The organism is Collimonas sp. PA-H2 (assembly GCF_002564105.1).
GTDB lineage: Bacteria > Pseudomonadota > Gammaproteobacteria > Burkholderiales > Burkholderiaceae_D > Collimonas.
The window spans coordinates 4,067,576-4,091,445 of record NZ_PDBX01000001.1 but is presented as its reverse complement, the minus strand read 5'-3'; the positions used below and the strand labels follow the sequence as shown (position 1 = coordinate 4,091,445).

Annotated in this window: 24 protein-coding genes; 7 read left to right on the top strand and 17 right to left on the bottom strand. The window is 61.0% G+C overall.

Features of this window, described 5'->3' with window-relative positions:
* Nucleotides 1-156 precede the first annotated feature (156 nt).
* The 4 genes from BCF11_RS18820 to cysT all read right to left on the bottom strand — a co-directional run bounded on the left by BCF11_RS18820 (nucleotide 157) and on the right by cysT (nucleotide 4,098).
* The gene (locus BCF11_RS18820; RefSeq protein WP_098496104.1) at nucleotides 157-1,146 is read right to left on the bottom strand and encodes a CysB family HTH-type transcriptional regulator; all 990 of its coding nucleotides are present in this window, start codon (nucleotides 1,144-1,146) and stop codon (nucleotides 157-159) included.
* 10 nt (nucleotides 1,147-1,156) lie between these two features.
* The gene (locus tag BCF11_RS18815) at nucleotides 1,157-2,245 is read right to left on the bottom strand and encodes a sulfate/molybdate ABC transporter ATP-binding protein (RefSeq protein WP_098496103.1); all 1,089 of its coding nucleotides are present in this window, start codon (nucleotides 2,243-2,245) and stop codon (nucleotides 1,157-1,159) included.
* Nucleotides 2,242-3,120 (bottom strand): sulfate ABC transporter permease subunit CysW, encoded by an 879-nt coding sequence (gene cysW, locus BCF11_RS18810; RefSeq protein WP_098497575.1) that lies wholly within the window; start codon nucleotides 3,118-3,120, stop codon nucleotides 2,242-2,244. The genes BCF11_RS18815 and cysW overlap by 4 nt, the downstream gene beginning before the upstream one ends.
* A 105-nt stretch (nucleotides 3,121-3,225) precedes the next feature.
* A complete protein-coding gene (cysT, locus tag BCF11_RS18805; RefSeq protein WP_098496102.1) occupies nucleotides 3,226-4,098 on the bottom strand; it encodes a sulfate ABC transporter permease subunit CysT in 873 nt (290 codons plus the stop codon).
* Nucleotides 4,099-4,493: 395 nt separating this feature from the next.
* On the opposite strand from cysT, the gene BCF11_RS18800 reads away from it, so the two are divergent.
* The 5 genes from BCF11_RS18800 (at nucleotide 4,494) to BCF11_RS18780 (ending at nucleotide 8,149) form a co-directional block, all read left to right on the top strand.
* The gene (locus BCF11_RS18800) at nucleotides 4,494-4,814 is read left to right on the top strand and encodes a hypothetical protein (RefSeq protein ID WP_098496101.1); all 321 of its coding nucleotides are present in this window, start codon (nucleotides 4,494-4,496) and stop codon (nucleotides 4,812-4,814) included.
* Nucleotides 4,815-4,872: 58 nt separating this feature from the next.
* Nucleotides 4,873-5,136 carry a hypothetical protein gene (locus BCF11_RS18795; protein WP_143751374.1) on the top strand — a complete coding sequence of 88 codons (264 nt, stop codon included), beginning with the start codon at nucleotides 4,873-4,875 and terminating at the stop codon, nucleotides 5,134-5,136.
* A 99-nt stretch (nucleotides 5,137-5,235) separates the two neighbouring features.
* Entirely contained in the window at nucleotides 5,236-6,621 is a 1,386-nt protein-coding gene (locus BCF11_RS18790; protein ID WP_098496099.1) for a sensor histidine kinase, read from the top strand.
* 41 nt (nucleotides 6,622-6,662) lie between these two features.
* A complete protein-coding gene (locus BCF11_RS18785) occupies nucleotides 6,663-7,370 on the top strand; it encodes a head GIN domain-containing protein (RefSeq protein WP_098496098.1) in 708 nt (235 codons plus the stop codon).
* A gap of 20 nt (nucleotides 7,371-7,390) precedes the next feature.
* The gene (locus BCF11_RS18780; RefSeq protein ID WP_098496097.1) at nucleotides 7,391-8,149 is read left to right on the top strand and encodes a LytTR family DNA-binding domain-containing protein; all 759 of its coding nucleotides are present in this window, start codon (nucleotides 7,391-7,393) and stop codon (nucleotides 8,147-8,149) included.
* A gap of 172 nt (nucleotides 8,150-8,321) precedes the next feature.
* Here BCF11_RS18780 and BCF11_RS18775 read toward each other — a convergent pair whose 3' ends face one another.
* From BCF11_RS18775 to BCF11_RS18765, 3 genes are all read right to left on the bottom strand, one after another.
* Nucleotides 8,322-10,577 carry a S41 family peptidase gene (locus BCF11_RS18775; RefSeq protein ID WP_098496096.1) on the bottom strand — a complete coding sequence of 752 codons (2,256 nt, stop codon included), beginning with the start codon at nucleotides 10,575-10,577 and terminating at the stop codon, nucleotides 8,322-8,324.
* 48 nt (nucleotides 10,578-10,625) lie between these two features.
* Entirely contained in the window at nucleotides 10,626-11,321 is a 696-nt protein-coding gene (locus tag BCF11_RS18770) for a GntR family transcriptional regulator (RefSeq protein ID WP_199110925.1), read from the bottom strand.
* A gap of 121 nt (nucleotides 11,322-11,442) precedes the next feature.
* Nucleotides 11,443-12,765, bottom strand: a complete 1,323-nt coding sequence (locus tag BCF11_RS18765) for a C4-dicarboxylate transporter DctA (protein ID WP_098496095.1) — start codon at nucleotides 12,763-12,765, stop codon at nucleotides 11,443-11,445.
* Nucleotides 12,766-12,972: 207 nt separating this feature from the next.
* Here BCF11_RS18765 and BCF11_RS18760 point away from each other — a divergent pair, with 207 nt between their 5' ends.
* Together BCF11_RS18760 and hutH are read left to right on the top strand one after the other, a co-directional pair.
* Nucleotides 12,973-14,211, top strand: coding sequence for an allantoate amidohydrolase (locus tag BCF11_RS18760; RefSeq protein WP_098496094.1), 1,239 nt, complete (start codon nucleotides 12,973-12,975; stop codon nucleotides 14,209-14,211).
* Nucleotides 14,212-14,229: 18 nt separating this feature from the next.
* Nucleotides 14,230-15,861 carry a histidine ammonia-lyase gene (hutH, locus tag BCF11_RS18755; protein WP_098496093.1) on the top strand — a complete coding sequence of 544 codons (1,632 nt, stop codon included), beginning with the start codon at nucleotides 14,230-14,232 and terminating at the stop codon, nucleotides 15,859-15,861.
* 272 nt (nucleotides 15,862-16,133) lie between these two features.
* Here hutH and BCF11_RS18750 read toward each other — a convergent pair whose 3' ends face one another.
* The 10 genes from BCF11_RS18750 to ssuE form a co-directional block, all read right to left on the bottom strand.
* Entirely contained in the window at nucleotides 16,134-16,709 is a 576-nt protein-coding gene (locus BCF11_RS18750) for an alpha/beta hydrolase (RefSeq protein WP_098496092.1), read from the bottom strand.
* Nucleotides 16,710-16,711: 2 nt separating this feature from the next.
* Nucleotides 16,712-17,620, bottom strand: coding sequence for an EAL domain-containing protein (locus BCF11_RS18745; RefSeq protein WP_098496091.1), 909 nt, complete (start codon nucleotides 17,618-17,620; stop codon nucleotides 16,712-16,714).
* A gap of 27 nt (nucleotides 17,621-17,647) precedes the next feature.
* Nucleotides 17,648-17,863: a molybdopterin-binding protein gene (locus BCF11_RS18740; protein WP_014007003.1), complete on the bottom strand. Its 216-nt coding sequence runs from the start codon at nucleotides 17,861-17,863 to the stop codon at nucleotides 17,648-17,650.
* 57 nt (nucleotides 17,864-17,920) lie between these two features.
* Nucleotides 17,921-18,136 carry a molybdopterin-binding protein gene (locus BCF11_RS18735; protein ID WP_098496090.1) on the bottom strand — a complete coding sequence of 72 codons (216 nt, stop codon included), beginning with the start codon at nucleotides 18,134-18,136 and terminating at the stop codon, nucleotides 17,921-17,923.
* 37 nt (nucleotides 18,137-18,173) lie between these two features.
* Nucleotides 18,174-19,016: an ATP-binding cassette domain-containing protein gene (locus BCF11_RS18730; protein WP_098497573.1), complete on the bottom strand. Its 843-nt coding sequence runs from the start codon at nucleotides 19,014-19,016 to the stop codon at nucleotides 18,174-18,176.
* Between the two features lie 58 nt (nucleotides 19,017-19,074).
* Nucleotides 19,075-19,914, bottom strand: coding sequence for an aliphatic sulfonate ABC transporter permease SsuC (ssuC, locus tag BCF11_RS18725; protein ID WP_098496089.1), 840 nt, complete (start codon nucleotides 19,912-19,914; stop codon nucleotides 19,075-19,077).
* A 10-nt stretch (nucleotides 19,915-19,924) separates the two neighbouring features.
* Nucleotides 19,925-21,073 carry an FMNH2-dependent alkanesulfonate monooxygenase gene (gene ssuD, locus BCF11_RS18720; RefSeq protein ID WP_098496088.1) on the bottom strand — a complete coding sequence of 383 codons (1,149 nt, stop codon included), beginning with the start codon at nucleotides 21,071-21,073 and terminating at the stop codon, nucleotides 19,925-19,927.
* A gap of 34 nt (nucleotides 21,074-21,107) precedes the next feature.
* Complete coding sequence (locus tag BCF11_RS18715) at nucleotides 21,108-22,121, bottom strand: aliphatic sulfonate ABC transporter substrate-binding protein (protein WP_098496087.1); 1,014 nt, start codon at nucleotides 22,119-22,121, stop codon at nucleotides 21,108-21,110.
* A gap of 11 nt (nucleotides 22,122-22,132) precedes the next feature.
* Nucleotides 22,133-23,116 carry a sulfonate ABC transporter substrate-binding protein gene (locus tag BCF11_RS18710; protein ID WP_098496086.1) on the bottom strand — a complete coding sequence of 328 codons (984 nt, stop codon included), beginning with the start codon at nucleotides 23,114-23,116 and terminating at the stop codon, nucleotides 22,133-22,135.
* A 107-nt stretch (nucleotides 23,117-23,223) separates the two neighbouring features.
* Nucleotides 23,224-23,814: an NADPH-dependent FMN reductase gene (gene ssuE / locus BCF11_RS18705; protein WP_098496085.1), complete on the bottom strand. Its 591-nt coding sequence runs from the start codon at nucleotides 23,812-23,814 to the stop codon at nucleotides 23,224-23,226.
* Nucleotides 23,815-23,870: the final 56 nt, after the last annotated feature.

Sequence of the window (23,870 nt, the reverse complement as noted above, 5' to 3'; positions counted from 1 at the left end):
CGGAAACACGCAAAAAAAAGCCCGCCAGGCCTTGCGGCGGCGGGCTGAATCCGAACCTAAAGAGGGATTCGGAGGAGACAAACGAATCGTAGCGTCGCAATATGACGGCACTGTGACCTGGGTGCCGTTGACAGTTGTTTAGAGCAGCTTCTCGGATCAGGCGATCTTCAGGACGCGCTCTTCAAAATCCACCTTGTGCACGCTGCTGCCGGCGCTGTGCGGCTCCGCATGCAGCGCTTCGATGATGTCTTCGCGCTTCAGTTGCGGCGCAAACTGCAAGATGAAATCATAGGTGTAGGAGCGCAGATAGGCGCCGCGCCGCACCGCCAGGCGGGTCACGTTGGAGGCCAGCAGATGCGACACATCGATCGTGCGCAAGCCGTTCTGGCTGCTGTGCTCGGTCGCCATCGACGCCACCAGGCCTATCCCCAGTCCGAGCGCGACATACTGCTGGATGACGTCGGAATCCATCGCCGTCAGCACGATGTCAGGCGTGATTCCCGCAGTGCGGAAGGCATCGTCGATATGGCCGCGGCCGGTGAAGCCGATGTCGTAGGTGATCAATGGGTAGGCAGCGAGGTCAGCCAGGCTGATCGGTCCGTCGACCGCCAGCAGCTGATGGCCGTCCGGCACCACCAGCACGTGGCTCCATTCGTAGCACGGGAAAGAAATCAATTCCTTGAACTGGGTCAGGCCCTCGGTGGCGATGCCGACATCGGCCTTGCCCGAGATCACCCAGTCGGCGATATGCTCAGGCGAGCTTTGCTGCAAGGCGATGCGGACATCCGGGAAACTGGCGCGGAAACCCTGCACCACGCGCGGCAAAGCGTAGCGTGCCTGGGTGTGGGTGGCGGCAATGGTCAGGGTGCCGCTGGTTTCGCCGGAATATTCCTGGCTGGCCTGGCGCAGGTTTTCTGCCTCCTGCAACAGCCGTTCGACGATCTTCAGGATGCCCTTGCCGGGATCGGTCAGGCCGATCAGGCGCTTGCCGTTGCGGATGAAGATATCGACGCCGAGCTCTTCTTCCAGTTCGCGGATCTGGCGGCTGACGCCCGGTTGCGAGGTGAACAGGACATTGGCCACTTCAGTCAAGTTGAAGCCGCAACGGGCGGCTTCGCGGATCGAGCGTAATTGCTGGAAATTCATTTTATTCTCCTTAGCGGATGGAAGGCTGATCGACGAACACCTGCAGGCGGCGCGGACGCACCAGCAGAGTTTCGCCATCTTTTAAATTGAGTTGCTGGAAGCGTTCGCTGGAAATCACGGCTTCGATCAGGCCAGCGTCGCCGTTGTCATTGGCATCGCGGCGCTGCAGTTCCAGCTGCGCCAGCGGGCCGATGGCGTGGGCGCGCTTGAGCCGCACCACGATGCCCTCACCGCCAGCGCTGTAGCGGTCGATCTCCAGGTCATGCGGGCGCACATAACCGATGCCTTGCGCATCTTCCGCTTCGGCATGGTCGGGCGCGGCGAAACGCATGCCGCCGCTGTCCAGCACGCCTTGGTGCACGCGGCCGTGAAACAGGTTGACGTTGCCCAGGAATCCATACACGAAAGGCGAAGCCGGATTGTCATAGACCTGCTGCGGCGCGCCTACCTGCTCCACATTGCCCTTGTTCATCAGCACGATCTGGTCTGCCACTTCCAGCGCCTCTTCCTGATCGTGGGTGACGAAGATGCTGGTGACGTGCAGCTCGTCATGCAGGCGGCGCAGCCAGCGCCGCAGCTCCTTGCGCACCTTGGCGTCGAGCGCGCCGAAGGGCTCATCCAGCAGCAGCACGCGCGGCTCCACCGCCAGCGCTCGCGCCAGGGCGATGCGCTGGCGCTGGCCGCCGGACAGCTGCGGCGGATAGCGGTCGGCCAGCCAGTCCAGCTGGACCAGCTCCAGCAGGCGCGTGACCTTGTCGCGGATCACGGCTTCACTCGGACGCTGGGCGCGCGGCTTGACGCGCAAGCCGAAGGCGATGTTTTCAAAGACGGTCATGTGCTTGAACAAGGCATAGTGCTGAAAGACGAAGCCGACCTGGCGTTCGCGCACATGGCGCGCCGAAGCGTCTTCGCCTTCCAGCAAGACCTGGCCGCTGTCCTGCGCTTCGAGGCCGGCGATAATCCGCAGCAAGGTGGTCTTGCCGCAGCCGGACGGTCCCAGCAGCGCGGTCAGTTCGCCGGTCGGGAATTCCAGCGACACATTATTCAGGGCGACGAATCCGCCGAAACGCTTGTTGATATTGCTTACCTGGATGCTCATGCTTGCCCCTGTCCTGATTGATGTATCGGCTGATGCAGCGGCTGATGTAGCAACGGCGCCGTTTCGCGCAAGCGCCATTCGATGAACGATTTCAGCGCCAGCGTCAGCAGCGCCAGGAACGCCAGCAATGAAGCCACCGCGAAGGCGGCCTGGAAGTTGTATTCGTTGTACAGGATCTCGACCTGCAAGGGGATGGTGTTGGTCTCGCCGCGAATATGCCCGGACACCACCGACACCGCGCCGAACTCGCCCATGGCGCGCGCATTGCACAAGATCACGCCGTACAGCAAACCCCACTTAATATTAGGCAAGGTGACATGGCGGAAGGTCTTCCAGCCGGAAGCGCCCAGCACCAGGGCGGCCTCTTCCTCTTCGCTGCCCTGGGCCTGCATCAGCGGAATCAGCTCGCGGGCGACAAACGGAAAGGTCACGAACACGGTCGCCAGCACGATGCCCGGCACGGCAAACAGGATCTTGATATCGTGCTCGCGCAGCCATGGGCCGAACCAGCCTTGGGCGCCGAACAGCAGGACATAGATCAGGCCGGAAATCACCGGCGACACCGAGAATGGCAGATCGATCAATGTCAGCAGGATGTTCTTGCCGCGGAATTCGAACTTGGCGATGGTCCAGGAAGCGGCGATGCCGAACACCAGGTTGAGCGGCACTGCAATCGCGGCGGTCAGCAAAGTCAGCTTGATAGCGCTGACCGCATCCGGTTCGATGATCGCCGCCAGATAAGCTTCCCAGCCTTTCTTGAAGGCCTCGGCAAATACCGACAGCAGCGGCACCACCAGGAACAGGGTGAGGAACAGCAGCGCCACTGTCATTAACAGCGTGCGCACCCACAACGGTTCCAGCGTCGCATTTGGCACATGGACAGGTTCGCCGCGCGGCTGCGCCCTGGCGGCGGGCGGCGTAGTTGCGGCATTAACGGCGGCCGGATTGAAATTGCTGGCGCTTGCGCTCAAGTCAGTCTCCTATGCTTTCACCGACTGGCCGCGCTTGCGGGTCCAGGCTTGCAGTACGTTAATGGCTAGCAGCAGCAGGAACGATACTGTCAGCATGACAACAGCGATCGCGGTGGCGCCGGCGTAATCGTATTGCTCCAGTTTGGTAATGATGAACAAGGGCGTGATCTCCGACACCATCGGCATGTTGCCGGCGATGAAGATCACCGAACCGTATTCGCCGGTGGCGCGGGCGAAGGACAAGGCGAAGCCGGTCAGCAAGGCCGGGAAGATCGTCGGGAAAATTACCCGGGTAAAAGTCTGCCAGTGATTGGCGCCCAGGCTGGCGGCGGCTTCCTCCAGCTCTTTCTCTGCATCTTCCAGCACCGGCTGTACGGTCCGCACCACGAACGGCAGGCCGATAAAGGTCAGCGCCACCAGCACCCCTAGCGGGGTAAACGCGACCTTGATGCCGAGCGGCTCCAGGTACTGGCCGATCCAGCCATTGCTGGAATACAGCGCGGTCAGGGCGATGCCGGCCACCGCGGTGGGCAGAGCAAACGGCAGGTCGACCAGGGCGTCGATCAGCTTCTTGCCGGGAAATTCATAACGCACCAGCACCCAGGCCACGATGCCGCCGAAAAAGGCATTCAGCAGCGCTGCTAATAAAGAGGCGCCGAAAGTCAGGCGGTAGGAAGCCATCACCCGCGCCGAAGTGACGGCGGCGATGAAACCGTCCCAGCTCAGGGTGAAGGTTTTGAGGAACACGGCCGACAAGGGGATCAAGACGATCAGGGCCAGGTAGAACAGTGTAAACCCGAGCGACAGGCGGAACCCGGGCATCACGCGAAACGGTGCGGCTGGCTTGGCAAGGTTGTTGGCGGGAAAAACAGCGGCGCTCATGCATCGTCCTCTTATTACAAATACGGCTAAAGAACGATGATATTCTCATCGGTTTGTTATAAAGAGAACGAACTTTTTTGCATGTGCATAGAATCAATTTGCATAAGAGAAATACCGAATATCCCAGTTCAGCACATATTTCGTTGCTTTTGAGGCAACTAAAAAATGCCGGGATTTTCCCGCAAAACCACCTCTTGCGGGGCTAGCAGCCTCTCAGACCGCCAAAAGCAAGAAAAATCCAATGCAGCCCAGTCCCGCTTTTTTGTATTCTGTCCCGCATTTCCTGCAACTTGTCGCAAGCAGCTGGCGACTTGTCCTGCCCCTCCCTAAAGTGACGACATGCAACAACGTCAGCCACCTAAGCAAGTCATCAAGTCACTTAACGGAGAATACAAATGAACACAGCAAACAAAGCCCTGATCGCCATCCTGTCCATCGCTACCCTGGCTATCGGCGTCAGCTCGGCACAGGCAGCACCGCAGCAAGCGGAAATCTCGACCCTGCCAACCATCACCATCATCGGCAAGCGTCCAGTCCGCAGCGACCTGCTGGCAACCGTGACCATCGTCGGCAAGCGCCTGACAGCGCAAGAAAAGCTGGCCCTGGCGCAACAGGACGACTGCCTGCCAACTGTCACCGTCATCGGCAAACGCCTGAACCGCGAACCGAAAGTCATGGCGCAGCAAGAAGGCAATCACAAGAAAGCGGTCATCTAAGACCTTTATCTGCCACTTGAACATCGTTTAGTCGCAGATCCATCCCCGGAGAATGCAAATGAACACATCATCTAAATTGCTGGTCGCCGCCACCCTGTTAGCGACCTTGAGCATGAGCGCAGCACCAGCCATGGCCGCCGGAGCAGCCAAGCAGGCCGCCGCCAAGTCGGACGACATCCCGCTGCTGATGCCGCCCATCGTCATCATCGGCAAGCGCCTGACGGCGGAAGAAAAAGCCATGTATGCAGCGCAGGACCGCGCGCAGAACATGAAGAAAATAGCACGCAAGAAAAACGCAACTACCGCGCTCAGCGCGCTTTGACACCTAATTCCGTATAGCAAAACGACCAGACTGCCGTGTCGGTTCCGTTTAAAATGACGGCAACTTTGAAAGTTGCCGCACAACCTGGTTTGCCACTCTATGACTCCTGAATCGCTAGACTCACTGAAGAAAAATGCTTCCACTGCCACAGTCTATCTGTCGCAGACCTTCGATAAGATAGCGAGCTGGGTTACACAACTCTCATGGTGGAAGTTTTTCCTGTTTGCGATACTGGTCATGATAGGCGCCAGCATTCTGCAGGAAACGCTGTTTTCTTCGAATGAAAACGTGGTGATCATCGACCGCGTCAGCCGGCATGACAGCAAGGCCAGCAAAGCGGCCAAGGCCGGCAAGGGCAATGCCGACATCCGCATCGACGGCAGCGGCGTCCATATCAAGGCATATACCTACGACGACAGCAACGACGCCGCCAGCACGCCGGCCTCGGCCGCAGTGGCCGCCAGCACCGCATCCGACGAAAACGGCAACGCCGGCGACAAGGTAGCGCCACCGGCAGCGCCGCTGGCTTCCGACTCCGGGCAAGAACCCAAGGAACCACCCGCACCGCCTGCGCCGCCGGCCGCACCTAACGCCGCCAGCCTCGACCTGAAACTGCCGCCGGATGCCGCCCAGGATGTGAACCAGGCGATCAACGACGCGGTGGCCGCGATCCATGAAGCGGCGGCCGAAAAAGCCGAGCAGCAGGTCGCCCGCTACCAGAAGAAGTCGTCCGAATGGTTTGTGAATTTTGTGCTGCTGCTGCTGCTTGGCCTGTTCGGCACCAAGGCTCTGATGGGCGGCAAGAAGCGCGCCGAAGCGCGTGCCCAGGCAGCCAACGCCGCCGCCGAGCACGCCAACCTGCAGCGCGAAGTATCGGAAGCCAAGATGCAAATGATCCAGGCCCAGGTGGAACCGCATTTCCTGTTCAACACCCTGGCCTCGGTCGACTACCTGATCGAAACCGATCCGCCGCGCGCCTCGGCCATGCAAAAACGCCTGATCCAGTACCTGCGGGCAGTGCTGCCGCAAATGCGGGAAACCGCCACCGTCACCACGCTCGGCCGCGAAGTCGACATCGTGCGGGCTTACCTGGACTTGCTGAAGATGCGCATGGAAGAACGCCTGATCGTCGACATCCAGGTTTCCGACGGCCTGCGCAGCGCCGCCTTCCCGCCGATGATGCTGCAGTCGCTGGCGGAAAACGCCATCAAGCACGGACTGGAAAGCAAGACTGACGGCGGCACCTTGCGCATCAAGGCCGAAGTCGCTGACAATAAGCTGCGCGTCAGCGTGACCGATGACGGCCTCGGTTTCGGCGCCGTCACCAGCAACGGCACCGGCCTGGGATTGCAAAGTATCCGCGATCGCCTCAAACTGCTGCACGGCAACGCTGCACAGCTGGAGATTGCACCCAACACACCGAGCGGCGTATGCTCGACGATTGAAGTGCCTTACCAGGTCGTCGGCAACGGTAAGAAAGCGTAAATCCACGACTCAAATTCGCCACAGAAGCAACAGGAGCACATATGAAAGCGCCATCACGTTTTGCCCTCTTTTTTGCACTGGCCGCCGCCGCAATGATTCCATTGCTCGGCTACAGCTCCAGCGCGGCTGCGGACGTGACCAAGACGGAACGCCAGGTAGGCAGTTTCCAGCAGGTCGAAATCATGGACGCAGTGAACGTCTACCTGACCCAGGGGCCGGCCAAGCCGGCCGTGATCGAAGCTGAAAGCGGGCTCGCTTCACGGGTCCGGCTGGATGTCAGCGGTTCGGTGCTGCGCGTGATTTTCAGCGGCAGCAGCCATCACGACATCAACGTCTACCTCACCGCACCTGACGTCAACGGTCTCAGCATCTTTGGCTCGGGCGATCTCAAGGTGGTCGGCAAGCTGAGCGCGAAGGACGCCATCAAGATCTCGATCGCCGGTTCCGGCTCCGTCAACGGCGAGCTGAATTCGCCCAACGTCAATGCCTCCATCGCCGGTGCCGGCGATATCAAGGTCAAGGGCAAGACCCGCGATCTGCGCGTCTCGATCGCCGGCAGCGGCGACTATGACGGTTTCGACCTGATGGCGGAAAGCACCCACGTGTCGATCGTCGGCAGCGGCGACGCCCATGTCTATGCCAGCAAGCAGCTGTCGGTTTCCACCGCCGGCTCCGGTGATGTATCCTATCTCGGCGACCCGCAGGTGCGCTCCAGCATCATGGGTTCCGGCTCCGTCAAGAAACGCTGAATATTTGTTAGAATCCGCCTATGCCTACTGCAATCATTGCCGATGACGAGCGCCTGATGCGCGACCAGATCCGCCTGCGCCTGAGCCAGGCATGGCCGGAACTGGAGATCGTCGGCGAAGCCAAGAATGGCGATGAAGCCATCGAACTGGTCGACCAGCTGGAACCTGACTTCACCTTCCTCGACATCCGCATGCCCGGCAAGACCGGCTTGCAGGCAGCGCAGGAAATCGGCGGCAAGAGCCACATCGTTTTCATCACGGCGTACGACGAATACGCCATCGAAGCCTTCGAACACGGCGCCGTCGACTACATCCTGAAACCGGCCGAAGCGGAACGCCTGGGGCTGACCGTGACGCGCCTCAAGGCGCGCCTGAGCACGAGTGCTGCACCGACCGACATGAGCTCGATGCTGACCCAGCTGGCCAAGCAGATGGGGATCGCCACCAAGCCGGTTTACCTGCAATGGATACAGGCCAGCATCGGCCAGCAGCTGCGCCTGATTCCGGTGCAGGAAATCCTGTTTTTCCGTTCCGATGAAAAATACACCAGCGTCCAGACCGCCACCTACGAAGCGCTGATCCGCAAGCCGGTGCGCGACCTGGCGGAAGAACTCGATCCCGACCTGTTCTGGCAGATCCACCGCGCCACGCTGGTGAACGTGAACGCCATCGACGGCATCACGCGCGACATGCGCGGCCGCCATCAGGTACTGGTCAAGGGACATACGGAAAAGCTGGAAGTGAGCCGCAGTTTCATCCATCTGTTCAAGCAGATGTAGGGCGCCTCCGGCTCAGAGCCGTACCGTCATTCCCGCGAACGCGGGAATCCATTTTCACTGCCATATCCGGCAACCTGGATTCCCGCGTTCGCGGGAATGACTGGGCTGCATAGGCTGGGCTGCATAGGCTGGGTCGCATAGGCGGGGTCGCCTAGACCGGGGCGCGCGACTGTCAATGCGTTTGCAGGAATTCCACCGCCCGTTCCAGCACCTCATCGCGGCCGGCCCTGATTCCAGCCAGGGTGGGCGCAACCTTGATATCGGGCTGCAGGCCGACCCGCTGCAGCTGGCGGCCGTCGGCGTGACGTACTTCCTGGCCGGAGAAGGAAACCGTGATGGCGCCGGGCAGAACCAGTCTGCTGATATCGCCATTGGCGCCGGCGCTGGCGCTGCCGATAAAGGTGATGGGCGTGGCGGCCTCAAAGAAAAGGCCGGCGTGCTCTGCCTGGCTCTGCGTACTTTCATCGATCAGCATCACCACCTTCCCTTGGTACAGGGGCTTGCCGGCGTTAGGCTTGGGCAGAGACTGCTGGATGGAGTTGAGGCTGTTCTCTCCCGAGGGAAAAGCGGTCGCAACCCGGCGCGAAATATTTGCAGCGAATTTTGCGCCATTGACGTTAAGCCTGGAAGCGATTCGCCACAAGGTGCGGCGCGGATAGCCCCGCATATCGAGGATCAGGGCGTCTGTCTGCATGAGAGCGTCGAACATGGCGTCGACATCTTTCAGCTCCAAACGATCGAGGTCAGCGTAGCCTATATTCCCGGGCAAGATCTTGAAGATCGCGCCATCACGCCTGGCATTCCAGAATTTCCACAAGGCAGTCGAACGCGGAAGCATCACTTCATGCTGGTTCCCGCCCGCATCTTCGATCAATGTCTTTGCCGCACTGCCATCGGCGCCGGCAAGCGCATAAGGAAGCGCATCACGCACGCGCCCCGCTGCGCTGGATCCGGCGGTAATTTTTTTCAGCTGACCGATACGTTGCTGAATGTCTTCACCGTCGACCGCCACGACAACATCGCCCACCTTCACCTGCGCATTCTTCTTAAGCTCCTGGTCGGTTATTTCCGTAATCGCGACACGATTTTCGACGCTGGCCAAACGCACGCCGGCCGGCGCTTCGCCAACCAGAGAGGCGTGCTCGGGGCCGTCGACCCGAACGTGGCTGTCATCCAGCCAGGTCGCCATTTCCGTCAAGGCAAGAGCATACTCGCGGCCGTCGCGCACCGTCTCCATGCGGGCAAGGAATTCAGGCAAGGCGTCATTCCATGGCCTATCCGTATAGGCCAGGTAGGGGAAGAATTTATCCATGGTCGACCACAGCTTGATCACGGCCAGCTGGCGCCAGGGCAAGGCTGGAAACCTCATCTCGGGATAACTCTGCGCAATCTGCCGTACCGGCATTGCAGCCCTCATGGAGTATGCCGTGGCCCTGCCCGGCTTGACGCCGCTTCCAAGCAGCTTCAGCGCAGCCCTGGCCGCTGGACTGCCGGCGCTCGCAGAGCGGTCCGGCGCCACGCTGGCATCGGCGCCGACACCGCTAGCGCCGTCTGCGAATATCAGTTCAGCGACGCTATAGTTGATGCCGGCTTTGCCGCCGTCGACCGTAATAGCTCTGACCGGGACAGCCCATGCGGCCGAGAACTGGCCTTCCGCCAGGATCCAAGCCTTGCCTGCGCGCTGCAAGGCTAGCGCGGCAAGAGGAACCCGGTTCAGCTGATTGACGATGAACACCATCGGCACGGCATGCGCGCCCTTCGCGGGCAGCAGCCGCACGGTTTCCAGCGTCAGGCTGGCGGAAGAGTATCCGCCGGTGGTAATCCCGCGTTCAGGCAGGAAACCGGTGTGATAGCGATACCTGGTTGCCGGCAGCAGCAAGGGTTGATCGATAAGATTGGCAATCAGCTCATCGGGAAGCTCCATGCCGTAGCCATCGTCGGCGCTTTCCCTGGTCGGACGCATGTCGACGATCAGTTTTTTGGCGCGCGCCGCAACCTGCCCTAGCGCCGCTTGAAGCAGCGGATCCACGCCGTTGATCGGGCGCAAGCTGCCGAGCGCATGCAGGTGCAGCAGTGCGACGTCTCCAGGCAGCCATTCCAGGATTTCCTGTGGAATATCCTTGCTGACGTAGTTGGGCTCGTCTATGGTGAAAACCTGGAACGCCGGGTCGTGCAGCGGCCGCATCAAGGCCGTCACCGCGTCCAGAAAGGCAGGCGTCGTGCTGGCCGCTTCAGCTTTAGGCAAAGCGTCAACCAGCGCCAGATCCCAATCGATGTCGCCGCCGGCCAGCGCCGGACTGTACCATTTAACGTCGCTCCAAAGCTGTGCTATCGCCGTTAACCGCTGAATGGCAGTAGGCTCAACTGCCTGCGCCTGCCCCGCCGCTGCCAGAAAAAACAAAATCGCAAAGCCACGGCGCATGTACATCCTTTTATCTGAATTTTTGGCTACAAGAGCTTGGCTTCCTTCACGTGCCTAAGCCAGCAACGCCTTGACGAAATCCTTCTTGGCGCCGGGCGGCGGTATCTCGAACTGCAGCGCCTTCTCGACATGATGCAAGTGGTGCAGCATCAGTTCCACGGCTTTTTCAGTGTCGCCGGCCTTGGCGGCCTGCAGGAATTCCACATGCTCGTCGGAGGAACAGGCGGCATCGCGGGTGGACTGGTACAGCATGGTGATCAGTGAGCTGCGGCCGGCCAGCTTGGTGAGGACGTCGGTCAGCACCTGGTTGTCGACGACGCGCGCCAGCAGGATGTGGAAATCGCTCAGCAGGCGCGAGCGGATTTGCGGGTTTTCCTTGGACAGCGCCTCGCGCTCCTGCTGCAGGTGCTGCTCCAGCGTTGCATAATCGGCAGCGCTAGCCTTGGCGACGAATTCGCGCACCAGCGCGGCTTCCAGCACACGCCGCACGAAAAATATCTGGCGTGCTTCTTCTTCGGTCGGGCGGCTGACGAAGGCGCCCTTGTCGGGCACCAGGTCGATCAGCTTGTCCTTGGCCAGCATCACCAGCGCCGCCCGGATCTTGGTGCGGCTGACGGAGTACAGGCGCGCCAGCGCTTCTTCCCGCAGCTTGGTGCCGGGCGGCAGGCGCTGCTCGGCAATCGCCGTCGTGATGTCGGCGGCGATATCGTCAGAACTGTCGGCGCCGGGTGGGCTGGAAGACAGGCTCATGTTCTCGATTTCCTTGAAGCGTGGTTCTAAAGTCCAAAATTGTACTATGCGACACCTTATATTATAAAAATAAGAATCCGATGCGGCCGGCTGCAAGCGCCGCCGGCCGTCCTGCTTTTGCTTACGCCGGCCGGCTATCGCCTGCCACGTGCAGCGTAGGCGGCAGCTCATCCTCCAGCGGCGGCCGGGCGCCATTCAGCACCGCATGCGCACGGGCGCGGTCGATATCCTTTTCCCATACCGCCACCACCACGGTGGCGACGCAGTTGCCGAGCAGGTTGCCGAGCGCACGGGCAATCCCCATGAACCAGTCGATCGACAGCACCAGCACCAGCCCGACCACCGGAATCGCCGGAATCGCCGACAAGGTCGCCGCCAGGATCACGATGGCCGAACCGGGCACGCCGTGCGCACCCTTGGAGGTAATCAGGGCGACGGCCAGGATCGCCAGCAGATCGGTGATCGAGAGCGGCGTATTGGTGGCTTGCGCAATGAATACGGCTGCCAGGGTCAGGTAGATGGAGAAGGCGTCCAGGTTGAACGAGTAGCCGGTCGGGATCACCAGGCCGACGGTGGAACCCTTGATGCCCATGTATTCCAGCTTGCGCATGATCTGCGGCAGCACGCTGTCGGAAGAGGCCGTCGCCAGCACCACCAGCAGTTCCGCGCGCAGGTACTTGATCAGCTTGAAGATGCTGAAACCGGCCAGGCGCAAGATCGTGCCGAGTATGGCAAACACGAAAACCACCACCGCAAAGAAGTACAGCAGCACCAGGAAGCCCAGTTGCTGCAGCGAACCGACGCCGTACTTGCCGACGGTGAAGGCAATCGCGCCGAACACGCCCAGCGGCGCCAGCCGGATGATGAAAGACATGCACTTGAAGAAGGCTTCCGACATGCTGTGCACGATGGTGACAATCGGCGCGGCTTTCTCGCCGATGAGCGACAGGGCGGAACCGAAAATGATGGAAAACAGCAGCACTTGCAGCACATCGCCGGAAGTAAACGCGCTCACTACGGTATTCGGGATGATCTTCATGACAAAGTCGGCGAAACCCATGCCCTTGACCTGCTTGGCGGTCTCGACATAGCCTGACAAGGCATTCGCGTCTAGCGTATCGGGATTGATGTTCATGCCGACCCCGGGATGAAAGACAAACGCCAGCAGCAGCCCCAGCACCAGGGCCACGGTAGTGACCACTTCAAAATAGATCAGGGCCTTGAGGCCGACCCGCCCTACCTTCTTCAGCTCGCCCGCGCCGTAGATGCCATGCACCACGACACAGAACACGATCATCGGGATGATCATCTTGACCAGTTTGATAAAGCCGTCCCCCAACGGTTTCAAGCTTTCTCCGAATTTGGGGAACAGCACCCCAACCGCAATACCGATCACAAGTGCTATCAGCACCTGGCCAAACAGTGATTTATAAAAGCGCCGCACGTCTGTCTCCTGATTGTTTTGTTTGGTTTATACCAATTTTGGTTTGTCAGGCCTTGATGAAATAGGCTGCATCCCGGATTCAATATAATGCATTCACTTATTGTATGCAATAATTGAATTCAACTTAGTTTGAGCGTATGATCGCAAAAAAACCAATAACAGCACCTGATCGGCAGTAAAAAACAACTACTTGGCAAGGAGATAACCATGCAAGAACCCTGGAACGGCTGCGGCGAGCAGATCATGGCCTGGGCCGACGAGCTGGCGCAGCACAGTGAAGCGCCCGGCATGCTCACCCGCACTTATCTGACTGCAGCGCACCACGCGGCTGCGGCGCAGCTGGCGGAATGGATGTGCGCCGCCGGCATGAGCGTGCGGCGCGACATGGCCGGCAATGTCATCGGCCGCTACGAAGGCTTGAGCGCCGACGCTCCGGCCCTGGTCACCGGCTCGCATTTCGATTCGGTGCGCAACGGCGGCAAATACGACGGCAACCTCGGCATCCTGTTGCCGATCGCCTGCATCGGGCAATGGCATGCGGCCGGCAAGCGCTTCCCGTTTGCGCTGGAAGTGATCGGCTTTGCCGAGGAAGAAGGAGTGCGCTTCAAAGCCACCCTGCTCGGCAGCCGCGCCGCCGCCGGCACCTTCGACCTCAGCGTACTGGACAACCTGGACGACAGCGGCCAGAGCATGCGCGACGTCATGGCCGCTTCCGGCTTCCACGCCAGCGGGCTGGGCAAGGCAGCCTACGCGCCGGCTGCGCTGCTGGCGTTTGTCGAAGTGCATATCGAACAAGGCCCTGTGCTGCTCAACAATGACTTGCCGCTGGGCGTGGTGAGCGCCATATCCGGTGCTTCGCGCTTCATGGTGGAAGTGGAAGGCCTGGCCGGCCATGCCGGCACGGTGCCGATGGAAATGCGCCGCGATGCCGCCATGGCGGCCGCGGAAATCGGCTTGTATATAGAACAGCGCTGCCACGGCACGCGCGGACTGGTCGGCACCGTCGGCCAGTTCAATGTACCGAACGGCGCCGCCAACGTGGTGCCTGGAAAAGCTGTCTTCTCTATCGATATCCGCGCCGAACAAGACCCGATACGCCAGGCGGCGGTAAACGATGTGCTGGCGCAGATCGAACAGATCGCCGCGCGCCGCCATGTCGCGATCCAGATCCGCAAGACCCACGAGGCAGCCAGCGTACCGTGCGCCCCCCGGCTGCAACAGCAGCTGGCCAGCGCCATTGAAGAGTGCGGGTTAACGCTGCGCCACCTGCCTTCGGGGGCGGGCCACGATGCCATGGCGATGGCTGCCATCACCGACGTCGCCATGCTGTTTGTCCGCTGCGGCAACGGCGGCATCAGCCACCATCCGGATGAAATCATGAGCGCCGCCGACGCCGCCCTCGGTGCCCGGGTATTCAGCCGCTTTGTCGAAAATTTTAAAAACTGACCACTTTTGGATCTCAACATGACTACTACCACCATCACCATCGACGGCTTCAACCTGAGCGCCCAGCAAGTGGTCGACGTCGCACGCGCGCCGCACCTGGCGGTCACCTTGGCCGACTCTTCACGCGCTGCGCTGAAGGAAAGCCGCGACTACATCGAATCGACCTGGATGCACGACGAAGCGCCGATGATGTACAGCTTCAACACCGGCGTCGGCCTGCTGAAAGACACCCGCATCAAGGTGGAACATATCGAACTGTTCCAGACCCAGCTGATCAAGGCCCATTGCGCCGGCCTGGGCGAGCCATTCTCAGAAGAAGTCAGCCGCGCCACCATGCTGTTGCGCGCCAACGCCTTCGCCAGTAATTATTCGGCGCCGCGGGTTGAAGTGGTGGACCGCCTGCTGGCCTTCCTGAATGCCGGCATCCATCCGATCATGCCGCAAAAAGGCTCGGTCGGCGCCTCCGGCGACCTCGCGCCTTTGTCTTATCTGGCGGCGGCGATCGCCGGCTTCGATGAAGCCGAAGTGATGTACCAGGGCCAGCGCATGAGCGCGCCAGAGGCGATCATCAAGGCCGGTGTCGGCGAGGTCAAGTTCGACCTGAAAGCCAAGGACGCATCGGCCCTGATCAACGGCTGCACCGCTTCATTGGCCGTGGCCGTGCTGGTGGCGCACGATGCGCGCAACCTGCTGAGCGACGCCTGCCTGTCGCTGGGACTGACCCTGGAAGCCATGCGCGCCGAAATGGCGGCTTTCGACCATCGCATCCAGCAAGCCCGTCCGCACGCCGGCCAGATCAAGACCGCCGCCATCATCCGCAAGCTGCTGTCGGGTTCCACCCGCACCACGCATGAAGCGCGCTCGGTGCAGTTTCCGGAAGAATCGCGCCGTACCGACATCCCTTACAGCTCACGCATCCAGGACGTCTACTCGCTGCGCTGCTCGCCGCAAGTCTACGGCCCGGTATTCGATGCGCTGGACTATATCGATAACATCGTCGACAAGGAAATCAATTCCGCCACCGACAATCCGCTGATTTTCGACAAAGAAGGCGGCGGCTTCGAGATCATCTCGGGCGGCAATTTCCACGGCCAGTACCTGGCGCAGGCGATGGACTTGCTGGCGATCGCGATCGCCGATCTGGGCAGCATCTGCGAACGCCGCATCGCCCGCCTGATCGACCCGACCCTGTCGTGGGGCTTGCCACGCAACCTGATGAGCGGCGTGCGCGGCGTCAATACCGGCTATCCGGTGGTGCAATGCTCGATGAGTTCGCTGGTGATGGAAAACCGCACCCTGTGCATGCCGGGCAGCGTCGACAGCATCCCGGCCAAGGGCAACAGCGAAGACCACGTCTCCAATTCGACCTGGTGCGCGCGCAAGGCTGCCACCGTGGTGGCCAACACGCAGTACATCGTCGGCGTCGAAATGCTGCTGGCGGCGCAGGCGCTGACCATGACGGAAGACCTGCTGCCGGGCTTCGTGCTGGGAACGGGCACGCAGGCGGCCTACCAGGAAATCCGCCGCCAGATCCCGGCCTGCCTGGACGGCGACCGCTGGTTCCATAACGATATCGCGGTGGCGCAGTCGTTCGTGGTGAGCGGTTCGGTGCGGAATGCGGTGGTTGAGGAGATCGGCGAGTTCGTCTAATCAGAACTTCATAAAATGCGGCAAAACCGCCGCCGGCTTTTTCGCCGCGCCTGACATATGCAGCTAACTGGGGTCAGAGTGAACTTTCTGCGTGCTTTTTGCAGAAACTTCACTCTGACCCCACTTAGCGAGCCACGGAGTGCATACCGAAAAAAAACCACGTGATGCACTCTGCTTTTTTCCGAATCCGTCATGTGGGGTCAGAGTCGAGTTTCGCGAAAAAGCACCGCGAAAGTCGACTCTGACCCCAGATGACTTTGCCCCAGATGACATTAGCGGGTAGCGATGGGAAGCGCTTTATGCGCTTGCCGTTGCAGTTCACCAGAGAGGGTAACCAATCGCTGCAACAGCGATTGGCCATAAATCCAGTCGCCCAGGTTGGACTCGGCATTGATATGTCCCAGCGCGCCGGCGTCGATGTAATCGGCGCCCCAGATCTTGGCCCAGTGACGGGCGCGACCGCTTTCCATCCAGGGGTCGTTGAGGCTGCCGACCACGATCGCCGGCACCGGCAACCGGCCGCTGACTTCCGCGCTGACGTCGAACTTGTCGGGATCGGCCGGCGCCACCAGCAGCGCGCCGGCCAGATTCGGCACATCGTTCAAGGCGCTGTGGATGGTCGTCAGGCAGCCGAAGCTGTGGGCGATCGCCAGGGTCGGCTGGTCCGTGCCGCGCAACTGCTGCTGCAAGCGCTGCGACCAGACTTCCAGCACCGGCGTATCCCAGTGCGCCTGCTCGACCCGCTCGAAGTTCGGATACAGCCGCTGCCAGCGCGATTGCCAATGCTGCGGGCCGCTGTTATACAGCCCGGGCACCACCAGCACACGAAACGAAGACAACGCCGCCATGATCAGGCGCCTCCAAGGTCTATACCTGCCGTCGATAAGCCATCCGGCTGCACCGGCGTTTCGGCGGATACAGCAAAAGCACGCAATGCAGCCTGCGGCAGGTCCCACAGGAATCCCTGCGCCTGCAAAGGCAGCGCGGCGATCCTTGCCAGCTGCTGCAGCACTTCCAGGTCGCGCGCCTTTTCCAGGCGTTTGAAAATCACCTGGATGCCGCGCGCCGCGCATTGCTCCAGCAGGCGCGTGGTTTGTTCGTCATGGGTGACGCCGCGCGCATCGATCTTGATCACATCCGGCCTCACCTTCTCCAGCAAAGCGGCGGCCTGGGTTACATCATCGGCATTCACCGCCAGGCGGAAGTGGTTGCGCCGGTAATTATCCAGCACGTAGTTCAGCAGCCAGCCCTGGTTTTCCGTAATGGTCGGCAGCTGCAGCACGATTTTTTCATGCGGCAGCTGCAGCAGGTTCAGGATACGCCGAAACGCCATGCCATGGTTGCTGTCGACCGCGGCCAGCAAGCGCGCATGCACGCTCAGGTACAGATCGCCCGCCGCGGCCTCGGGCTGCCGATAGAAATTGATCGAATGCAGCATGCGGCACAGCCGGTCCAGCTCTATCGATTCGTCGTCGCTGGCGGCATGGTCCAGCAGCTTCCACAGATACAGGCCGTTGTCGCTGGCGGAGTAGCTGTGGGCAAAGCCTTCATGGCCGATAATGGCGCCCTTGCCGACCAGCGCATCGATCTGCCGCACAGGCTGGAACACGCTGGTCAGCGTGGTGTTGAAATACCGGCCCTGGGCCCGGCCGTCGGCATCCAGCCAGACCCGGCAATCGCTGCGGACTTCGTCGTGAGCGCCGCCGTGATTGACGCTATGCAGACGGGCGAGATATTGCTCCAGGGCGGGAAAAGTCATGGCATCTCCGTGGTCAAGACAGGGGCATCAGATCTTGGCGATCGAAACTTCGGTCGCCTTCACCAGCGCTACCACCTCGGTGCCGATCACCAGCCCCAGGTCCTTGACCGAACGGGTGGTGATCACAGAAGTGACGATGCCGGCCGGCGTCTCGACGTCGACTTCCGACACCACGGTGCCTTCGATGATGGCCTTGATCTTGCCCTTGAACTGGTTGCGTACATTGATGGCTTGGATAGTCATGATATTTTCCTGAAAGATGAAATGGGATAAATGGATACTGCTGGCAGACTGTAAAAGTCAGAGTTTAGCGATCGAGACTTCAGTGGCTTTTACCAGCGCCACCACTTCCGATCCGACCACCAGCCCGAGGTCGCGCACCGAGCGTGTGGTAATCACCGACGACACGATGCCGGACGGGGTTTCAATATCGAGCAGGGACAAAACCTCATCCTCGGTAATGGTGTGAATCTTGCCGCGGAACTGGTTGCGGACGTTAATTGCCTGGATGCTCATGGTTTCTCCTTTGGTAATACGGTTACGTCAAAAAAATCTAGACTGCCCAGCCGACTTGGCTGAACGTGCGTTGTAGAGACAGGTCGCCCAGCACGGAATCGGGCTGCGCCGCCGGATGTTTCAGCACGCGCGCCAGGATTCGTTCCTCCAGTTGCGCGAAGGCCAGGTTGCCGCGGACGCGCGGGCGCGCCAGGCTGATCCGCTCATCCAGCGTGATCTCGCCGTCTTCGATCAACAGCACACGGTCGGCCAGTGCAATCGCTTCCTGCACGTCATGCGTCACCAGCACCGCGGTAAAACCGCGACTCTTCCACAGCGATTCGATCAGCTGCTGCATCTCGATGCGTGTCAAGGCATCCAGGGCGCCTAGCGGTTCATCCAGCAGCAGCAATTCCGGCTCATGCACCAGCGCCCGCGCCAGCGCCACCCGCTGCCGCTGGCCACCGGACAGGACCGCCGGCCACTCGTGGGTGCGGTCTTCCAGGCCAACCTGCGCCAAGGCTTTGATCGAAGCCTGCGAAGCGCGCGGCAAACCCAGGCCGACATTGCTCAGCACCCGCTTCCAAGGCAACAGCCGCGAATCCTGGAACATGATGCGGATCTCCGGCTCCGGATCGCGCTGCCCGGCGCGTTCAAAACCAATGCGACCCTGGCTGGCTGTTTCCAGCCCAGCGATCAGGCGCAGCAAGGTGCTCTTGCCGCAGCCGCTGCGGCCGACTATGGCGACGAATTCACCCGCCGCGATCTCGACATCCAGGGTCTTCAATACTTCGCGCTCGCCATACGCTTTGGAGACGGCGCTTACCTGGATGGCTATGCCGCGCGTGCCATGCCGAGCTGCACTTTCTACTTCCGCATGTTCAACAAGATCAATTTGCATGTTGGTGTCCACCCTAGACAAGATTCGTTCGTAATACATGGTGCTTGCTGCAAGCTGCTTACTGATAGCCGGGATGCCAGCGCAGCCAGTAGCGCTCCAGGCCGCGCGCCAGCATGTCGGCCAGCTTGCCCAGCAAGGCATACAGCAGGATGCCGACCAGCACCACATCGGTCTGCAGGAATTCGCGGGCATTCATGGTCATGTAGCCGATGCCGGCCTGCGCCGAAATGGTTTCGGCGACGATCAGCAATACCCACACCAGTCCCAGCGCAAAACGCACGCCGACCAGGATCGAGGGCAAGGCGCCCGGCAGGATGACATCGCGGTACAGGGGCCAGCCGGACAGGCCGTAACTCCTGGCCATCTCGATCAAACCCTTGTCGACCGAACGGATGCCGTGGAAGGTATTCAGGTACACCGGGAAGAACACCCCGATCGACACCAGGAACAGCTTGGAAGACTCGTCGATCCCGAACCACAGGATCACCAGCGGAATCAGCGCCAGCGCCGGAATATTGCGGATCATCTGGATACTGGTGTCGAGCAGGGTTTCCGCCCGCTTGAAAGTCCCGGTCAGCAAACCCAGCAGCAAGCCCAGGCCGCCGCCCACCGCAAAGCCGGAAATCGCCCGCCAGGCGCTGATGCGGACATGGGTCCACAACTCGCCGGAAACCGTCAGCGACCAGGCCGCGCGCGCCACCGCCCATGGCTCAGGCAAGATCCGGCTCGACAGCCAGCCGGCCTTGGCCGCGAGTTCCCAGCCCAGGATCAAGAGCAGCGGCAGCAGCCATGGCAATAGCCGCTCCCGCCATATGCGCAAACCGCCCTGTGCATTGCCGGATTTCGGCTTTTTTGCCAGCGTCGGTGCCGCCATTGTGCTACTAATGATTGCGCTCATATGGCCTCCTTCAACTTTGCGATGCTTTCGGCAGCAAGCCGTTGGCGATGACTTCGCCGAACGGTCCGGTCAGGGCCTGCTCGCCGGACGCTGCACGGCCCTTGCCCAGCAAGGGGAACACCAGCTCGGCGAAACGATAGGATTCTTCCAGGTGCGGATAGCCGGACAGGATGAAAGTATCGATGCCCAGATCGGCATATTCCTGCATGCGCGCCGCCACGGTTTCGGCATCCCCCACCAGCGCGGTGCCGGCGCCGCCGCGCACCAGGCCGACCCCGACCCACAGGTTGGGCGAGACTTCCAGCTTGTCACGGCGGCCGCCATGCAGCGCCGCCATGCGCCGCTGACCTTCCGAATCCATCTTGGAAAATGCCGCCTGCGCGCGCGCGATGACGTCGTCGTCGACATGGCTGATCAAATCTTCCGCCGCCGCCCAGGCCGCCTGATTGGTCTCGCGCACGATCACATGCAAGCGGATGCCGAAGCGCACCGTGCGGCCATGCCTGGCGGCGCGGGCACGGATATCGGCAATCTTTTCCGCCACCGCCGCCGGCGGCTCGCCCCAGGTCAGGTAGACATCCACCTGCTCCGCCGCCAGCTCATGCGCCGGCTCCGAGGAGCCGCCGAAATACAAGGGCGGATATGGTTTCTGCACCGGCGGATACAAGGTCTTCGCGCCCTTGACCTTGATGTGCTTGCCGATGAAGTTGTAACCGCCCTCGCCGCCTTCGCCGGACAAGGCGCCGCGCCAGACCTTGAGAAATTCCGAGGAAATCTCGTAGCGCTCGGCATGCTCCGCAAACAAGCCATCCGCTTCCAGCTCCGCCTGGTCGCCGCCGGTAACGACATTGATCAGCAGGCGGCCGTTGGAAAGGCGGTCGAAAGTCGACGCCATGCGAATCGCCAGCCCCGGCGTGCTGAGGCCGGGACGGATCGCCACCAGGAACTTCAGGCGCTGGGTGAAACCCAGCAGGCTGGATGCCACTACCCAGGCATCCTCGCAGGAGCGGCCGGTCGGCAGCAGGACGCCGTCATAGCCGAGGGTATCGGCGGCTACCGCGATTTGCTTCATGTAGTCGAAGTTGACCGGACGCGCGCCTTGCGAGGTGCCCAGGTAACGGCTGTCGCCGTGAGTCGGGATAAACCAGAAAACGTTCATGACTGCTTCCATGTGTATTAATGAATGAGCGGATCTACTGCTTGGCGACGGCTGCAGCTTTCGGCTGCCAGACAATATCGGCCACCTTGATCGCGCGCGGAATCAGGCCGATTTCCTTGAAGCTGTCGGCCACGCGCTGCTGGTCCGTCACCATGGCGGCATCTATCACGGTCGTCGGCGACGGACTGGCGCGGCGGCTCAGGAATAGCTGCACGGTGGCCAGGTCGAGGCCGCTGACATCGGCGATCAGCTGGGTAACCTCCTTGCGGTTCTGCAGCACGTAGCGATCGGCCTTGGTCAGTTCATCCAACAGGTTCAATACGGTGGCCGGATAGTTCTCGGCAAAGCCGCGCGCCGCCAGATAGAAGGAATTATTGTTCGACAAGCCGCGTCCCGTGCTCAGCACATGCGGCTTGAAACCCAGTTCGGCGGCGCCGTAATATGGATCCCAGATGGCCCAGGCATCGACGCTGCCGCGCTCAAACGCGGCGCGGGCGTCGGCCGGCGCCAGGTAGATCGGCTGAATCTCGTTCCACGCCAGGCCGCCTTTCTTCACCGCCTGCAGCAGCAGGAAATGGGCGCTGGAACCTTTTTGCACGGCGATCCGCTTGCCCTTCAGGTCCGCCAGTGTCTTGATCGATGACGCCGCCTGCACCAGGATCGCCGAGCTTTCCGGCTTCGGCGGCTCCGCGCCAACGTACAGCAAATCCTTGTTGGCGGCTTGCGCAAATACCGGCGGACTGTCGCCGGTCAGGCCGAAGTCCAGGCTGCCGGCCGACAACGCTTCCAGCAGTTGCGGACCGGCGGGGAATTCCAGCCAGACGATCTTGCTGTTCTTAAAACGCTGCTCCAGCGTGTTGCGCTGTTTCAGCACCACCAGGTTGACCGCGCTCTTCTGGAAGCCTATGCGTATCTGTTCCGGTTCCTTCTTGTCCGCTACCGGCTGGGCATGCACATGGTGGGCCGGTACAACAAGGGCAACGGCCAGCAACAACGCCAGTTGGAGTTTTTTCAGGAACGGACGACGGAAAATCAATATGCTTGTCATGATGCGCTGCCTCAGATCTTGTTGGACAACACGGCGTCGCGGGTCGAGATTTTCTTCGGAATCAGCTTCAGCTCGTAAAAGGTATCGGCGATTTTTTGCTGCTCGTCCAGCACCTTGCTGTCGACCGGTTTGTAGATATGCGCATAGTGCCGCAGGCCGGTTTCGATCACTTCCGGATCCAGGCCCTGGATAGGCGCCAGCTGCGCTGCCGCCTCCTTGTAATTGGCGCGTATCCACTGGCCTTCCTTGCCGACTTCTTCCAGGATTGCATTCACCACTGCCTGGTTCTTCTCGGCGTATTTGCGCGCGCTCAGGAAAAACTGGTGGTGATTCACCACGCCGCTGCCGCTGGCCAGCACACGGGCGTCGATCTGCTTGATGGCGGCGGACTGGAATGGATCCCAGATGGCCCAGCCGTCCACCGCGCCGCGTTCAAATGCCGCGCGCGCATCGGCCGGCGCCAGGTAGATAGGCTGAAATTCGCTGTAGCCAACGCCGCCCTTCTGCAACAAGCTGATCACCAGCCAATGGACATCCGAGCCTTTGTTGAAAGCGATTTTCTTGCCCTTCAATTCCGCCAGCGATTTGATGGGAGAATTTTTCGGCACCAGGATGCTTTCCGCTTCAGGCGTCGGGATCTCATAGGCGCTGTAGACAAAATCGGCGCCGGCCGCCTGGGCGACGATAGGCGGCGCTTCGCCGACATAGCCGAAATCGACCGAGCCGACATTCAAGGCTTCCAGCAATTGCGGACCGGCGGCAAACTCAGCCCATTTCACTTCAATGCCTTGCGCCGCCAGCCGCTTTTCCAGGGTGCCGTGGGCCTTCAGCAGCACCAGCGTACTGGCGGCCTTCTGATAGCCGATGCGCAGCAGCTGCTTGCTTTCGGCTTGCGCCAGTTGCGGCGCGCCGGCCACTAGTGCGCCAGCTGCGACTGCGGAGAGCATGGCGAGCACGTGGCGCCTGGTGTGTCGGTTCTTGATCGTATCGGTCATTGCTGGCTTTCTGATGGATAGCTGTTTCTTTGGGCAAAGCGCTCCCCCTCCGCTGGCTAAAGCGGATTTCAATCAAGCGGGAGCGGGATCTAAATTAGCCGGATGCGCTATACGCTACATCGCACCTGTGAAAATGGAATCGGGTTGAACTCATGGGCGCCGACCTTTTGCAGCGCCAGCAAGCTGTCCGATAACTGTCGCACGCCTTCGTTGATGCGCTGGAAAACATTCTGGTCCAGGCTCAAGCCTTCCTGCTCCGACCACTGCACCTGCGCCTCGGTGGCGTAAATGCTGGGCAAGACATGGCGCGCCGCCAGCGACGACAATACCGGCCGCAAGGCATAATCCAGCGCCAGCATGTGCGACTGGCTGCCGCCGGTGGCCAGCGGCAGCACCAGCTTATCGGTCAAGCCAAACTGCGGCAGCACATCGAGAAATGCTTTCAGCGCGCCGCTATAGGCTGCCTTGTAGACCGGCGTCGCCACCACCACCGCGCTGGCTTGCGCCACCTGCGCCAGCGCCGCCTGGATCGCCGGGTGGCCGAATTCGGCGCGCAGCAAGGCGTCGCCCGGCAGGTCCCGCACATCCAGCTTGCTGTAGCGATGTCCCAGCAGCGCCAGTTTTTCGCCTGTGTAGTGCAACAGCCGGGTGGAACGCGAGGGCGCCGACGGGCTGCCGGCCAACAACAGAATAGTCATCTAGTGCAATCTTGAAACGGGCTCTGCCGCGCAGAGCCTCTGGGTAAATATGATCT